Here is a 15,085-nt window from a genome sequence, read left to right as displayed (position 1 = left end):
CTGGAGCAGATCGACAGAGCGATACTGAAGGAGCTCGCCTCGGACGGCCGGTGCAGCTTCACCGACCTGGCCGAACGGGTGGGCCTGTCCGTGTCGGCGGTGCACCAACGCGTGAAGCGCCTCGAACAGCGCGGCATCGTGAAGGGCTACGCGGCCCGTCTGGACGGCGCCGAGATCGGGCTGCCGATGTCGGCGTTCATCTCGCTGTTCCCGATCAACCCGTCCGAGCCCGACGACTACCCGAAGCGCCTCGAGCACCTGCCGGAGATCGAGGCCTGCTACTCGGTGGCGGGGGACGCGTCGTACGTCCTGCGCGTGCGCGTCGGCTCGCCGGTCGCGCTGGAGGAGCTCCTGCAGAAGATCCGGGAGTCGGCGAACGTCTCGACGCGGACGACGGTGGTCCTGTCGACGCCTTACGAGGACAGGCCGCCCGCGGTCTGAACCCGTCCGTCGGCCAGCACGAGCACCCTGTCGGCGACGGCGTGCACGGCGTCGTGGTGCGTGGCGATCAGCACCGCGGCGCCCTCGTCAGCGACGCGCCGCAGCAACCCGACCGCGGCCTCGGCGCTGACGGAGTCCAGGTGCGCGGTCGGCTCGTCGGCCAGCAGGGCGGAGGGCCGTGCCACGACGGCCCTGGCCAGCGCCGCGCGTTGCTGCTGCCCGAACGACACCTGCCCCGGGAACCGGCCGCCCAGCCGTGAGATCCCCAGCTCCGCCAGCAGTTCCGCGACTCCGGCCACCTCCCGCCCGGCCAGCCGCAACGGCAGGGCGACGTTCTCCTCCAGCGTCAGCTCGGACGCGAGCCCGAGCGACTGGGGCAGCACGGCGCAGGCGGACCAGGAGGCCAGGCCGGGCGACACCGACCCGCTGTCCGGGAAGTCGAAGCCGCACAACAGGGACAGCAACGCGGTCTTGCCCGACCCGGACGGCCCGCTCAGCGTCACGAGCTCACCGGCGGCGACGGCCAGGTCCACCCCGCGCAGCACGGACACCCCGCCGAACGCCCGGTGCACCCCGTCCGCCCGGATCACGACGCGGCCAGCGGGATGCACAGGTCCGCCAGCGAGACCAGCCGCGGGTCGTGCGAGGCGACCACGGCGGGCACCGGCAGCGATCCGAGCGTCTCCAGCACGAGGTCGGCCGACCGGACGTCGAGCTGCGAGGTCGGTTCGTCCGCCACCACGACGGAAGCGCCGCGGGCCAGGGCACATCCGAACGCCAGGCGTTGCTGCTGCCCGCCCGACAGGGCCCCGATCCGCCAGGTCGCGGACCCGCCGAGCCCGAGCCGGTCCAGCAGCGAGAGGTCGTCGGCACCGGCCGCGCGCAGGTTCTCGCCGACGGTCAGGTGCGAGATCAGGTTGTCCGCCGGGTTCTGGAACACCACGGCGATCTCCTTGCTGCGCAACGCACGCAGCTCCGCCCACGACATGGACGAGGTCGGCACGTCGTGAACGAACACCTCACCGAGCGACGGCCGTTCGACCAGCGAGAGCACGCGCAGCAGCGTCGACTTGCCGGAGCCGGACGGTCCTGAGAGGACGGTGAGGCCGGGCGCGATCGACAGCGACACGTCCGCGACGGCGCGCACCGAACCGTACGACACCCCTACGCCACAAGCGCGTATCACCTGAGCAGTTCTCCCATCCGCGCGGTGCGCACACCGCGCAACGCAAGCCAGGCCGCCACGACGACCACCAGAGCGCCGCACGTCACCATCGAACCCAGCAACGGCAGCAGGTCCGGCAGCATCGGGGCGGGGTTCAGCCAGGGCGCGGGGTCCAGGCGCGGGACGGCCGCGCCGGTGCTCGCGAACGACGCCACCACGCCGATCCCCATGGCCAGCAACGCCAGCGCGCCCACTTCCAGCAGATGACTCGACCACAGCACGGACGGGCGCATGCCCATGCGGGTCGACAGGGCCCCGGAGACGGCGTTCTGCCGCCGCCGGACCTCGATGGCGAGCAACAGGGCCACGGCGGCGACCACGGCCAGGACGACGCCGATCGCCGCGACGAAGCCGAAGGTCCACTCGACGGTGAGGAACGGCAGACCGTCGAGGACGCGGGCGCGGTCGGCCACGTTCGTGTAGTTGATGCCCTCGGCGTTCAGAGCGGAGGTCAAGGCGGACAACGGAAGCGTCGACCACAGGTGCCACGAGCCGACCTGTTCGACGGCGGGCACCGAGTCACGGGCGACGACGTAGCCGCGGGTGCCGAGCTTCGGGAACGACGGCAGCTGCGCCACTGGTTTGATCAGCGGCAGTCCGGCGATCTGGATCTCCTGGTTCGCCGAGCGGCCGATGCGCAGCGCGGGCGCGATCTCGCCGTCGCGCTTCAACCCCGAGATCAGCGACCGCACCGAGGACGGGTCGTCCAGCACGGCCGCGTCGGTGAACGTCGCGGGGTCCACGACCAGCGCGCCCGTGCTCACCCCGACGAGAGTCGTGTTGCCCCGTAACGTTGCGGGCAGCGCGATCCGGCCGAGCGCGACGTCCTGCGACACCTGGACGGTGCTGTTGGCGCCGACGAACACACCCGACTTCGAGTCCAGCGCCGACTGCTGGGCGCCCGCCACCGCGCTGCCGACGGCGATGGTGCCGACGGCCAGCACCCCGACGAGCAGCACACCGGTCACCGGCCCGACCGCGGCGGCGAGACGGCGCAACGCGAGCTGCGCGGCCGGGACCTGCCACCACTGCACGTGGTGCGACCACCCGAGCGACCAGCGCAGCAGCCGCGTCGCGAGCAACGCCGCCGCCAGCACCACGAGCAGGGGGAACGCGAGCGCGGCCACGTCGATGCGCGGCAGCGAACCGGGCTTGAGCGCCGTGCCCAGCCCGTTCTGCGACAGGCGGAACCACGCGAGCACGGCCAGCCCGGCGACGACCAGCTCCCACGGCACCAGCCCGAGCCGCCGCGACCGGGCCCGCCCCTGGAACGTCCGATGCGCCCGCCACGAGGCCACCAGCACCGTCACGGCGAGACTCAGCGCCACCACGGCCAGCACGAACCCCAGCGCCACCCAGAGCGTTCCGGGCGCCAGCACCACACCCGGCGCGTACAGCGGAAGCAGCAGGCGGGCGACCACCAGTCCCAGCACACCGCCCAGCACCAAAGGCGATCCGAGCTCCAGCACACTGCGGAAGCCCAACGCCAGCGGGCTCGCGCCGCGCACCCACAGCAACCGCAGCTCGGAATGCCGGCGCTGCGCCCACTGCACCGTCACCGTGCCGACTCCCGCGAGCCCGACCAGCACGCTGATGAGCACCAGCGGCAGCAGCGCGGACGACACGTTGCGCTCCGAGGTCCGGGCCGCCGTGATGGCACCGGAGAGCAGGTCGGTCCTCGTCAACGGCAGGCCGAGCGCCGCCAGCGTGGCGTTGCCCTTGTCCCGCAACGCCTCCGCCTCGGCGAGCGTCGTCAGCGGCGGGGTCGCGAACCGCAGCGTCACCGTGGCGTTCTCCGCGAACTCCGGTGGCAGCAAGGAGAGATCGGCCGCCGTGGGCACCCAGATCACCGACGTGCTGACGCCGTCACCGGCCAGCGGGTTCGGCACCACGGTCTTCGCCTCGGAGCACCACCAGCCGTCCACGGGCTGCGCGAGGTCGGCGTAGATCGCCGTGACCGTCAGCGACGACCCGGTCAGCCGGTCACCGACCTTGACCCGTGCGGCCGTCGCGATCGTCTGCGGCACCCACAACCCGGTGCCGCCACCCTGCACGACGGTCAGGTGCGCCGGCGCGTCCGGCCGGTAGCCGAACCGGCCGTAGGTCGCGATGCCGTTGAAGTCGGGCCGGCCGATCCGCGAGTAGGCGCCGCCGAGGTCACTGCGCGCGGCCATCGTGACGGCCGTCGAGAGCGGCAGCCGGTCGCCGTCGAGCGCGGGGTGCACGGAGTGCGGGCACATCCGGCTCTGCTGGTAGGCCAGGGCGGCGCTGCCGGCGGCGGAGGAGTGCAGGGCGGCCGCGGCCACCACGAAGCCCAGCAGCAACGTCGTCGCGATGCTCACCAGCAACGTGAGCGGGCTCGACAGCGCTGCCCTGGGCGCGGCTCTCCACGGCAACTGCACCAGCGCACGCTAACCGGCGCCGCCCGATTTGGGGAGGCTTCAGGAGGTAACGGAACGCATGACCCCGAAGCGTGCCCCGAACGGGTCCACGAGCACCGCGATCCTCCCGACTCCGTCGAGGTCGTGGGGTGCGAGGAGCACCGGCGCCGCGGCGGCCACCTGATCCACATCGGCCACCTCGAAGTACGGCAGCCAGAACGCCTGGGTGTCCGCGACGATCGCACCGAACATCCGCCCGTCGCCCGTGCCCGCGGGCTGCAGGAACTGGCCCGGCGCGCCCGGTATCACCCGGATCTCCCACGAGAAGAGCGTCCGGTAGAACGCCGCCGACGCGCTGGGGGCGGGGGAGTGCAGCTCGAGCCACGTGAGCGAGCCCGGCACCGACACCGCGCCGAGCCCCGCGGGTCCCTGCCACACCCCGAACTCGCCGCCGTGCGGATCGGTCAGCACGACCTCGGTCGTGGGCGCCGTGCCCGCGAAGTGGACGGTCCACGACCCGGCCTGCGTGGTGACGTGCCCCGCCACCGCCACGCCGCCGCGGGTGAACACGCCGGTGCCCGGCGTGTCGCGCGGCTGGTAGTCCCAGCCGAGCACACCACCGTAGAACTCCGCGGCCTTCGCCTCGTCCGACGAGCCCAGGTCGATCCAGGCCGGCGCTCCGGGGACGTAGTCAGTGGTGATCATCAGGCCCACCTCCAGCGGATACCTACCCAGTTCACCGACACGTCAGTCTCGAAGTGGTGCACGGAGTTGGTGTGGTCCGGCGTCAGGTCGATCGTGCGGTGCGGTTCCTGCTCCTCCCAGTCCTGCAGGTAGACGTGGGGGTCGACGGGCGGCGCCGCCGGGTCGAAGTGCACCTCGATCAGGCTCTGCGCGAGGAAGCACCGCACGCCGTGCGCGTACTCGACGCTCTCCAGCCGCGTCGAGTCGTGCGCGACGAACTCGACGACCCAGGTCTCGCCCTCGCGCAACGGCTTGCCGAACAGCAGCTCGTCGACGACCAGGCGTTCGGCGTCGTCGCGGGTGGACCGGCCGAGACCGCAGTTGCGGACGGGTTCGTGCCGGATCTGCGACGACTCGACCGAGTCGTCGCAGAAGTAGTGCGCGTGGAAGCGGTCGACGCCGTCGCGGCGCGCCCGGACGACCACCCGCGACTCGATGCGCGAAGCACGCCGTCGAGCGTCCACGAACACCCTGTCGTGCCGGGAGAGGACCTCGAGGTCGTTGGCGTTGAAACCGGGCATCATGCCGGGCACGACGTCCGGCCAGCCGCTCGGACCGGTGCGTTCCAGCAGGTCCAGCAACGACCGGGGCGGCACCTCCAGCAGCTCTTCGAGCACCTCGACGGCCTTGAGCGACTTCGGCGACACCGGCCGGACCCGGCCCTGCTGCCAGTCGCTCAGCGTCGACAACGCGACCGCCACCTGCTGGTGCGCGAGGCGCGACCGGAGCCGTTCCAGCGTCAGGCCCCGGCGGCGGATGGCCGCCCGCAGCGCCGAGTGGAACGGTCCGATGCGCAGCAGGGCTTCCAGGCTGGGGGTGGTCGTCACCCACGAGACCCTAGTGCCGCGATCGGGTGACCTTCGCCGCGTCTTCGACGCTCGGCAGGGCGCCTCGCGGCACCGGCCCCGCGCCCACGGCCGACCAGGACGAGGACGCGGAGCCGGCACCACGACGCAGCCGTCCGAACGCCTGGCAAGGGGCAAGGCCGCCGGTCACGGCACTAGAGCGCGAACCCCTCCGGGAAGGGATCTGTCTCGTCGAGCAGGTACTGACCCATGCCGGTGATCCACGCCCGCCCGGCCACCGCGGGCACGACGGCCGTGCGGTCACCGAGCCGGACCTCCTCCAGCAGCCGCCCGATGAACCTCGTGCCGATGAACGACTCGTTCACGAAGTCCTCGCCGATCCCGAGCCGGCCGCGGGCGTGCAGCTGGGCCATCCGGGCGCAGGTGCCCGTGCCGCACGGGGAACGGTCGAACCAGCCGGGGTGGATCGCCATCGCGTTGCGCGAGTCGGCACCGTCCTCGCCGGGCGCGACGAACTGGACGTGCTTGCACCCGCTGATGGCCGCGTCGACCGGGTGCACCGGCGGGTTCATCGCGTTGATCTCGTCCATGATGGACAGGCCCGCCGCCAGGATCCGGTCCTTCTCCGCCCGGTCGAACGGGATTCCGAGGTCCGCGAGCGGCACGATCGCGTAGAAGTTGCCGCCGTACGCCATGTCGTAGCGGACCTCGCCGATCCCGGGCACGTCGACGACCGCGTCCAGCTCGTGCGCGTACGCCGGCACGTTGCGGATCGTCACGAGCTTCGTGCGGGTGTCGTAGTCGGCGAGCACCAGCCCGGCCGGGGTGTCGAGGCGGACGGTCGTGACGGGTTCGGTCACCTCGACCATGCCCGTCTCGACGAGGACCGTGGCGACGCCGATCGTGCCGTGACCGCACATCGGCAGCAGGCCGGAGACCTCGATGAACAGCACGCCCCAGTCCGCGTCCTGCCGGGTGGGCGGTTGCAGGATCGCGCCGCTCATGGCCGCGTGCCCGCGCGGTTCGTTGACCAGCAGCTTCCGGACGTGGTCGTGGTTCTTGATGAAGTTCAGGCGCTTCTCGGCCATGGTCTCGCCGGGGATCACGCCGACGCCGCCCGTGATCACCCGCGTCGGCATGCCCTCGGTGTGCGAGTCGACCGCGCTGAAGTACTTGGCGAACCTCATGACGTCGCCAGCTTCATGTCCGCGTCGACCTGCGCGAGCTGCTCGGCGCTCAACGGCCCGCGCGGGGGACGGCACGGGCCGCCGTACCGGCCGACGTAGTCCATCGAACGCTTAATGGCCTGCACGAACTCGGTGCGCGAGTCCCAGCGGAACGCGGGCACGAGCTTCTCGTACAACGCGCGCGCCTCGTCGAGCTCCCCGGCGAGGGCGAGGTCGAACAGCTGCTTGCTCTCGGCCGGGAACACGTTGGGATAGCCCGCGAACCAGCCCGTCGCGCCCATCAGCAGGCTCTCCAGCACGACGTCGTCCGCGCCGGCCACGACGGTGAGGTGCGGGGCGGCCGCGCGGATCTCCAGCACCCGCCGGACGTCGCCCGAGAACTCCTTGACCGCCACGACGTTCTCGATCTGGCCGAGCTCGGCCAGCAGGTCCGGCGTCAGGTCGACCTTGGTGTCGATCGGGTTGTTGTAGACCATGATCGGCAACCCGGCCTTCGCGACCTCGCGGAAGTGGTGCACGACCTCGCCGCGGTTGGCCCGGTACATCGTCGGCGGCAGGCACAGCACACCGTCCGCGCCGTCCTCGGCCGCGAGCTCGGCCCAGTGCCGGGCCTGGTGCGCGCCCACGCCGTGCACGCCGATGACCGCGATGCCGCGCCCCTTCACGGCGGCGATGGCGGTCTGGGCGACCTCACGGCGCTCCGCGTCGGTCAGCGACGAGTACTCGCCCAGCGAGCCGTTCGGGCCGACGCCGCGGCAGCCGCTGTCGACGACCCAGCGGCAGTGCTCGGCGAACCGGTCGAGGTCGGGCCGCAGCCCGGCGGGTGCCTTCGGGTCCTCCGCGTAGGGGAGAGCGGTGGCGACGATGACGCCGTCGAGGCGTTCGGTCATGACTTGTCCTCCGGGAGTTCTGCTAGATCGCCGAGGGGGATCGGGACCGCGATGACGCGGCGCTGGCCGTCGAACGGGACGCCGGTCAGGTCGGCGGCGTTGCGGGCGCAGACCCGGCCCTGGCACCGGCCCATCGCGACACGGCTGGTGAGCTTGAGCTCGCGCATGCTGGTGGCTTCGGTGAGGTCTTCGAGGCGGACCTTCTCGCACCGGCACACGGTGGTGTCCGGGTCGAGCCAGGTCTGCCAACCGGGCTGGACCTCGTGCGCCCTGGCCAGAGCACCGGCGAACGACCGGCCCCGGCGCACGGCGTCCAGGGCCTTCGCGGGCGGTTGCCGCCCGGCCGCGGCGGCACCGGCGACGACGCCCTCGGCCTCGGCCAGGTCCGCACCGCCGATGCCCGTGACCTCGCCGGCCGCGTAGACGTTGGGGACCGACGTCCGCTGGTGCTCGTCGACGTCGAGGAAGTCGTTGCTGCGACTGGCATCCGGGACGAGATCCGTGCGGGGGAGGAAGCCGTAGCCGACGCACACCAGGTCGGCGTGCACGGTGCGGTGGCTGACCGGGCGCCACTGGCCGTCGAGCTTCGCGACCGTCACGCGGTCGCCGTGCTTGCCGACCACGGCGGCGCGGGTCTCCAGGCGGGGCAGGACTTTGCGGTAGCTCGCCAGCTCGCCGATCTTGTGGCGGTTCGCCGCGATCGCCCTGGCCTCGCGGAGCCAGCGGGTGGGAGAGGAGGCCTCGTAGACGCCCACGAGGGTGGCGCCGAGGTCCTGCAGCGCCGTGGCCACCGGCAGCAGGAACGGGCCGGTGCCGGTGACGACGACCCGTTCGGCCAGGGTGACGCCCTGCTTCGCCAGGGCCTGGGCGGCCCCGGCGGTGATGACACCGGGACCGTCCCAGCCGGGGAACGGCAGGGGACGGTCGTAGGCGCCGGTGGCGACGACCAGCGCGTCGAAGGCGAGGAGACGGGCTCCTCCGGGGCCGCGCAGGTGCACCGCGTCGCCCTCCACCATCCACACCTCGGTGTTCTTGAGGTGCGTGACCCCGGTGTGCGCGAACCGGGCCCGCCCGCGCAGGTACTGCCCACCGGCCTCGGGCTCCGAGTCGACCATCACGACCTCGGCACCGGCGTCGGCGGCGGTCCGGGCCGCGGCCATCCCGGCAGGACCCGCGCCCACCACGACCACCCTCATGACGTCGTCCTGATCACGTCGCCGTCGCGCAGCGGATGCCGGCACGCCCGCACCTCGGGCACGCCGTTGATCTCCGCGACGCACCCGAAGCACACCCCGATGCCGCAGAAGTACCTGCCGGGCAACAACTCCGCGACATGAGCGACCTCACGCTGGAGGCCGTTGAACGTGACCCTCACACCATCACCTCCGGCCGGTCGACGCGGAACGGGCGGGGATCCGTGAGCGGGTCCTGTCCCGTGAGCAGCTGGGCGAGCAGGCGGCCGGTGGCCGGGGCGAGGCCGACGCCCGCGCCCTCGTGCCCGGTCGCGTGCCACAGGCCAGGAGTGCGGGGGTCCTCGCCGATGATCGGCAGGTGGTCCGGCGCGTACGGGCGGAAGCCGCCGTACGCCCGCATCACCGGGACGTCCCTCAGCATCGGGAACATCGCGATCGCCCTGCGCGCCAACGCCGTCAGCACGCGGCTCTCGATCGTCTCGTCGAAGCCCTTGCGCTGGCGGCTCGACCCGATCAGCACGGTGCCCGCCTGCGTCGACTCGACCACGCCGGACGTCTGCAGGTCGGCGTCGCCGCTCGCGACCGCGCCGACGTAGTCCGCGTCGTAGACCTTGTGCCGGATCGTGCCGGGGATCGGGGTCGTCACGAGCACGACGCCGCGGCGGGGCAGCACGTTCACGCCGAACTCGCGTGCCCACGGGCCGGTGGCGTTGACGACGGCGCCGCAGCTGATCACGCCGTCGGAGGTCGTGACCGACCTGCCGTCCGTTGTGGACACCTCGAGACGCCTGACCTCGATGCCGCGCAGCAGGGAGCGGGTGGCCTTCACCGGGTTGAGCTGGGCGTCCTGCAGGTAGTGGACGGCGGCGGTGATCTCCGGGTTGAGGTGCGGCTCGTGGGCCAGCGCGTCCTCGGTCGTGATCTCGCAGGCGTCGATGCCCGCCTCGCGCTGGGAGGCCGCGAAGGCCTGCAGGGGCGCCACGGCCGACGGGGTGGTCGCGACGACGAGGCCGCCCTTCTCCTCCCACTCGGCGTCCTGCGCGAGCTCCGGCCACAGCAGGCGGCTCGCCCGGGCCAGCTCGAGCTCGGGGCCGGGGCCCTTGTCGCTGACCAGCACGTTGCCCTCACCGGCCGCGCTGGTGCCCGACGCCGGTCCGCGGCGGTCGACGACGACCACACGGAGTCCGCGCGCCTGCAACGCCTGGGCGCATGCGGCCCCGATGATGCCCGCGCCCATGACCACGACGTCCGGGTGCATCGCCACCTCCGTTCATTAGAATGAACGTTAGTGCTTCGGGTACTCCAGCACCAGTACCGAGCTGACCTCACCGTCGAGCGTCTCGTACAGGTGGGGCAGCGAGCCGGGGAAGCACACGTAGTCGCCCGGCCCCAGCTCGTACGGCTTCTCGGCCGGGCCCACGCGCAGCCGCCCGCCCGTGACCAGCACGTGCTCCTTGCCGGGATGACCTTCGCTGGTCTGGACCGCGCCGGGCCGCACGCGCTGGTCGTAGATCTCCAGCACGGTGTCGCCGATGTCCATCCGCCGCATCAGCCGCAGGTCGACGGCGTTGCTGCTGAGCACCTCGACGTCGCGGGCGCGCACCAGCACCACGTCCGGCGCCGTTCGCTCCGTGACGAGCTCCGACACCGGCACGTCCAGAGCGTTCGACAAACTGAACACCGTCTCGATCGTCGGGTTGCCCGCGCCGGTCTCCAGCTGGGACAGCGTGCCCTTGGCGATGGACGACCGCCGCGCGAGCTCCGACAGCGACAGCCCGCGCTGCTCCCGGAACGCCCTGATGTTGGCGCCAAGCACCTGACCCGCACTCATAGCCACTGATCGTTGCATAGGCTTGCGCCCATGACTGCGTACACGGAGGCGGAGGGGCAGACCCTCCGCACGGCCGTTTTCGGTGCCATGGTGCTGGTGTCCACTGCGGACCCCGGCTCGGTCGACGAGGAGAGCCACGCCGGCATCAGGGCCATCACCCTGCTCTCGGACGACCTGCGCGCCATCATCGCCGCCGCCCCGCCCTCGCTGCCGACGGGCTCGACGTCCGATGTGGAGTCGGGCGTGCTGGCCGCGCTGCGCGCCTCGGTCGCGATCATCGACGCCCACGAACCGCGTGACGTGGCGATCTTCCGCGCGGCCGTGTCGGAGATGTGCCGCTCGGTCGCCGGTGCGGACGGCGAGGTCGCGGCGGCGGAACGCGCGATGGTGACGAAGGTCGTCGAGGCGCTCGGCTGAGCGGACGCGCCGCCTGGCCGGTCAGGTCGCGCTCGGCCTCGACGCGAGCCAGGCGGTGTGCTCCTTGCTGATCACGGCCTCGGTCTCGGCGACCGTGGAGGCCCACTCGCCCTCCGCGGCGTAGGGGAGTCGCTGGTAGATGTCCGCGAGCTCGCCGGCCGCCGCCGTGTAGGACACCCTGAGGTTCTCGAACTGGCGCAGCCCGATCCACGCCGCGCCGCCCGCGACGGCCGCGGCCATCACGCCGGACAGGTCGACGTCCCAGACGCCGTTGATGCGCAGGATGGCGAAGACGATCGCGACGAGCTCACCGACGATCATCAGCACGCGGAACACGTTCGCGCGGGTCTCGTTCATCGCGGCCCTCTGGCGGTACCACTGCATCTGAGGCCGGACGCGGGCCTCGCGGTAGGCGTGCCTGCGCTCGGCGAACGGCTTGGCCCGCAGTTCGGTCATCACCTGCTCGCCCACGTCGTTCGCGCTGGTCAGCAGAACGTCGCGGCGGTGGTCCTTCACCGCGTCGGCGATGGCCAGCTCGAGATCCCTGCGCGGGACCCCGGGGCCGCTGTGGAACGGGGAGCCCGCCACGGCGTAGCGCCACGCCAGCGACTTCACGCGTTCGGCGACGGTGCGGCCCGCGTTCCACTTCAGCTCCGGGTGCATCACCCACAGCAGCAGCTCGCCGAACAGGGCGGTCAGGAACCCGGCCAGCGCCACCCACGCCCAGAGGTCGACCCCGGTGCCGCCGATCTGCCACTTGAACGCACCGCCCACCGCCGCGACCACCGCGCCGATCAGCCGCACCCGGCTGAACAGCAGGGTCAGTCGCTGTCCGCGCCGGGAGACCGCCTCCGCGTCGTGGTAGAAGCCGGGCAGGTGCCTCTCGTCCATCCGCTGCTCTCCCCCTCTGCCGGCCAGGGTGGTCGTGCACGGCCGGGCTTCCCGATTATCCCGATCATGATCTCCCGGCGAGCGCTTCTCCGGGCGACGTGGCCGAAGGCGTCGTCCGGGTTGACCGGAACTCGTCCCGGTTGCAATCATCGGATCTTCTCGCCGCCGCCCCGGACGAGATGAGCGTGAGTCATGGGATTACGGCGCGTGTGCCTGGTCATGGTGGCTGTGTTGCTCGGAGGTCTTTTCGCGGTCGTGGCACAGGGAGCCGCCCAGGCCGAGGTGCGGCACCCGAGACAGGAGTGGCTGCGCCAGTCCACTGCCGGGTTGTTCCTGCACTGGGGCATGTTCACCGCCCCGAAGCACCTGGACTGCGCCGCGTGGGAGCGCGACGTCACCGGTGGTGGCTGGACGGCCGACTACTGGATCGACGAGGCCCGCAAGCTCGGCGCCTCCTACGTCGTGCTGGCGACGTTCCACAGCAGGCTCGGCTACGCGCGGCCGTGGCCGTCGAAGGTCCCCGGCAGCTGCGCGACCGAGCGCGACCTGCTCGGTGAGCTCGTCCGTGCGGGCAGGGCCAAGGGTGTGAAGGTCGTCCTCTACATGACCGACGACCCGCAGTGGCACAGCGAGCAGGGCGTCCCGATGCTCGACTCGGCCGCCTACTCGGCCTACAAGGGCGAGCAGGTCGACCTCACGACGCGCGAGGGCTTCGGCCGGTACAGCTACGACCTGTTCTTCGAGGTCATGAGGAACTACGACGACCTCGCGGGCTTCTGGATCGACAACGACAACGAGTACTGGGAGCGCAACAGGCTCTACGAGCAGGTCCGGCAGCTGCGCCCGACGTGGTTGCTGAGCAACAACAACGAGGACACGCCGATCATGGACACGGTCTCGAACGAGCAGAAGACCGGCATGGTCCCGGCCTACGACTACCCGGCGGCGACGTTCACGCCGATGCCGCGCCTGTCCGAGGCCTGCTACAAGCTGCCGACCACGGGCGACTGGTGGTACGACGGCGGCAGCCACGCCGTCGACACGCGCCTGAACACCGGCCGCTACGTCACGAACGCGGGCTCGTCGATCAAGTCGCTGATGGCCGAGACGCCGATGGTGAACGGCAGGATGCCCGCGCAGCAGGAGGCCTACAACGACTTCATGGCGCAGTGGGTGCCGCCGATCCGCGAGTCGATCCAGGGCGTCGAAGGCGCCGGGTACCTGTACGGCGGCATGCAGCCCGGGTTCTGGAACGACGGCGCGCACGGCGTGATCACCATCAGCCCGAAGACCGGCAAGCAGTACGTGCACGTGGTGACGAGGCCACGTGCGGACTTCGTTCGTCTGCGGGACAACGGGTATCGGGTCACGAGTGTTCGTGACCTGCGCACCGGCGAGCGGCTGCGGTTCGCGCAGTCGGCCGGGCACCTGACCATCCAGGGCATCACGAAGTGGGACCGGTACGACACGGTGTTCGCAGTGGAAACCCTGGGGCAGCAAGGCTTCTACACCGGCGTGAAGGCCTCGGCGACGTCGTCCGCGAACGGCTTCCCCGCCTCGAACCTCACCGACGGCAGCCACGAGACGTACTGGGACGCCGCCGGCGCCCAGCCCGTGTCGATCTCACTGGACCTGGGACGGCGCAGGAAGGCCGCGTTCCTCGCGGTCAGCCAGCGCGAGTCGTCGCCCACGCACGCCCGCGTGTCGTTCGGCAGGCCGGAGGATTCGAGCCGCATCAAGGACTACCAGCTGACGGCGTCGGACGACGGCCGCGACTGGCGGCACGTCCGCAGCGGCGCGTTGCCGTCCGCCCGGGGCACGCGGTTCATCGACATCGGCGCGCAGGAGGCCAGGTATCTCAGGCTGACCGTGCTGAACACCTGGGGCGGTCCGCAGGCCCCGACGTACTCCAAGGACCTGAAGATCGACGAGATCCGGGTCGGTCACAGCTATCCGCGCGGGCTGCACGGCGGCACGGGGGAGGCCGAGGACGCGGCACGGTCGGGTGCGGCGCGCGGTGAGTTCTGCGCGGCGTGCTCCGGCTCTCGTCAGGTGTCCGGGCTCGGTGGTGGCGAGCGCAACGCCGTGACCTATCGCGATGTTTCCGTTGCGACGGCGGGAACCCACCGGCTGCAGCTCGACCTGACGGCCGCCGAGGCGTCCACCGTCTCGGTCTCGGTGAACGGCGCGGCACCGGTGTCCGTTGCGGTGCCGGAGGATCGCGGAGACGTGCCGTCCCCGACGTCGGTCGCGGTGCCGTTGAACGCGGGCGCCAACACGGTGAAGGTCTTCGGCTCCGGACGGCTCGGGCTGGACCGGATCTCGGTCGGCGGACCGCCTCCGGCGGGCTACACGCCGAAGACGACGGTGACCGTGCATCCCCATGGCGTGCAATGGGTCGGGCCCGGACAACAGGCCGTGAAGATCACCGCCCGGCTGCGGCTCGACGCCGACGATCAGATCGACGACGTCTCGCTGGCGCCGGTGCCGCCCGCGGGGTGGACGCTGACCGGCGGGCCGGCGACGCGCGACTCGATGCGGCTGGGCGGTCTGCTCGAAGGGGTGTGGACCGCGACCTCGCCCGCCGCGCAGGACGTGGGCTCGGTGAGCATCCCGGTGACGGCGTCGTTCCGGCTCCTGGGCTCGGAGCGCACGGTCTCCGGCGCTGTTCCGGTGCGCACCAGGCCCGCCGACCGCGTGTTCGTGCGCGAGGCCGAGGACTCGGCGAACCAGCTCGGCAGCACCGGCTTGACGAACTGCGCGCGGTGCTCAGGCGGGGAGAAGGTGCGCAACATCGGCGGCAGTGCCGACGCGTCGGTGACCTTTCCGGACGTGACGGTGCCGGAAACGCGCTCCTACAAGCTCTTCGTCCAGTTCACGGTCAACGGGCCGCGCTCGTTCTTCGTGACGGTCAACGGCGGCGCACCCGTCGAGATCGAGGTCGACGGAGTCGGCAACACCACCCCGTCCGTGGCCGAGATCCCGGTGACCCTCAACGCCGGCGCCAACACCGTCAGGTTCGGCAACGACACCTCGGGCGCTCCCGACCTCGACCGGATCGCGGTCGGTTAGGGTGCGG

Annotated in this window: 15 protein-coding genes; 3 read left to right on the top strand and 12 right to left on the bottom strand. The window is 71.7% G+C overall.

Annotated elements, in window-relative coordinates:
• On the top strand, window positions 1–441 hold the full coding sequence (locus ACWF7A_RS22555) for an Lrp/AsnC family transcriptional regulator (protein ID WP_452252482.1): 441 nt from the start codon (window positions 1–3) through the stop codon (window positions 439–441).
• On the opposite strand, the gene ACWF7A_RS22550 is transcribed toward ACWF7A_RS22555, so the two are convergent.
• The 11 genes from ACWF7A_RS22550 to ACWF7A_RS22500 all read right to left on the bottom strand — a co-directional run bounded on the left by ACWF7A_RS22550 (window position 414) and on the right by ACWF7A_RS22500 (window position 10,698).
• Window positions 414–1,052, bottom strand: a complete 639-nt coding sequence (locus ACWF7A_RS22550) for an ABC transporter ATP-binding protein (protein ID WP_452252437.1) — start codon at window positions 1,050–1,052, stop codon at window positions 414–416. The genes ACWF7A_RS22555 and ACWF7A_RS22550 overlap by 28 nt on opposite strands.
• Complete coding sequence (locus tag ACWF7A_RS22545) at window positions 1,028–1,603, bottom strand: ABC transporter ATP-binding protein (protein WP_452252436.1); 576 nt, start codon at window positions 1,601–1,603, stop codon at window positions 1,028–1,030. The genes ACWF7A_RS22550 and ACWF7A_RS22545 overlap by 25 nt, the downstream gene beginning before the upstream one ends.
• 20 nt (window positions 1,604–1,623) lie before the next feature.
• On the bottom strand, window positions 1,624–4,068 hold the full coding sequence (locus tag ACWF7A_RS22540; RefSeq protein WP_452252435.1) for an ABC transporter permease: 2,445 nt from the start codon (window positions 4,066–4,068) through the stop codon (window positions 1,624–1,626).
• Between the two features lie 39 nt (window positions 4,069–4,107).
• Window positions 4,108–4,752 (bottom strand): hypothetical protein, encoded by a 645-nt coding sequence (locus ACWF7A_RS22535; RefSeq protein ID WP_452252434.1) that lies wholly within the window; start codon window positions 4,750–4,752, stop codon window positions 4,108–4,110.
• Window positions 4,752–5,618 carry a hypothetical protein gene (locus ACWF7A_RS22530; protein WP_452252433.1) on the bottom strand — a complete coding sequence of 289 codons (867 nt, stop codon included), beginning with the start codon at window positions 5,616–5,618 and terminating at the stop codon, window positions 4,752–4,754. The genes ACWF7A_RS22535 and ACWF7A_RS22530 overlap by 1 nt, the downstream gene beginning before the upstream one ends.
• Window positions 5,619–5,791: 173 nt before the next feature.
• Window positions 5,792–6,784, bottom strand: a complete 993-nt coding sequence (locus ACWF7A_RS22525) for a proline racemase family protein (RefSeq protein WP_452252432.1) — start codon at window positions 6,782–6,784, stop codon at window positions 5,792–5,794.
• The gene (locus tag ACWF7A_RS22520; protein WP_452252431.1) at window positions 6,781–7,674 is read right to left on the bottom strand and encodes a dihydrodipicolinate synthase family protein; all 894 of its coding nucleotides are present in this window, start codon (window positions 7,672–7,674) and stop codon (window positions 6,781–6,783) included. The genes ACWF7A_RS22525 and ACWF7A_RS22520 overlap by 4 nt, the downstream gene beginning before the upstream one ends.
• Complete coding sequence (locus ACWF7A_RS22515; RefSeq protein ID WP_452252430.1) at window positions 7,671–8,870, bottom strand: FAD-dependent oxidoreductase; 1,200 nt, start codon at window positions 8,868–8,870, stop codon at window positions 7,671–7,673. The genes ACWF7A_RS22520 and ACWF7A_RS22515 overlap by 4 nt, the downstream gene beginning before the upstream one ends.
• The gene (locus tag ACWF7A_RS22510; protein WP_452252429.1) at window positions 8,867–9,049 is read right to left on the bottom strand and encodes a 2Fe-2S iron-sulfur cluster-binding protein; all 183 of its coding nucleotides are present in this window, start codon (window positions 9,047–9,049) and stop codon (window positions 8,867–8,869) included. Before ACWF7A_RS22510 ends, ACWF7A_RS22515 begins: the two co-directional genes overlap by 4 nt.
• Window positions 9,046–10,125, bottom strand: coding sequence for an NAD(P)/FAD-dependent oxidoreductase (locus ACWF7A_RS22505; protein WP_452252428.1), 1,080 nt, complete (start codon window positions 10,123–10,125; stop codon window positions 9,046–9,048). The genes ACWF7A_RS22510 and ACWF7A_RS22505 overlap by 4 nt, the downstream gene beginning before the upstream one ends.
• 27 nt (window positions 10,126–10,152) lie before the next feature.
• On the bottom strand, window positions 10,153–10,698 hold the full coding sequence (locus ACWF7A_RS22500; protein WP_452252427.1) for a helix-turn-helix domain-containing protein: 546 nt from the start codon (window positions 10,696–10,698) through the stop codon (window positions 10,153–10,155).
• 30 nt (window positions 10,699–10,728) lie between these two features.
• Between ACWF7A_RS22500 and ACWF7A_RS22495 the strand changes: the two genes are divergently transcribed.
• The gene (locus ACWF7A_RS22495) at window positions 10,729–11,115 is read left to right on the top strand and encodes a hypothetical protein (RefSeq protein WP_452252426.1); all 387 of its coding nucleotides are present in this window, start codon (window positions 10,729–10,731) and stop codon (window positions 11,113–11,115) included.
• A gap of 21 nt (window positions 11,116–11,136) precedes the next feature.
• Here the strand turns inward: ACWF7A_RS22495 and ACWF7A_RS22490 are convergent, their stop codons facing one another.
• A complete protein-coding gene (locus ACWF7A_RS22490; protein WP_452252425.1) occupies window positions 11,137–12,006 on the bottom strand; it encodes a DUF4231 domain-containing protein in 870 nt (289 codons plus the stop codon).
• A 219-nt stretch (window positions 12,007–12,225) separates the two neighbouring features.
• Between ACWF7A_RS22490 and ACWF7A_RS22485 the strand changes: the two genes are divergently transcribed.
• A complete protein-coding gene (locus ACWF7A_RS22485) occupies window positions 12,226–15,078 on the top strand; it encodes an alpha-L-fucosidase (protein WP_452252481.1) in 2,853 nt (950 codons plus the stop codon).
• Window positions 15,079–15,085 lie beyond the last annotated feature (7 nt).

The organism is Lentzea sp. NPDC055074, from assembly GCF_053608005.1.
Note: the sequence above shows the minus strand (reverse complement) of the source record. Positions and strands in the feature narration are given on the sequence as shown.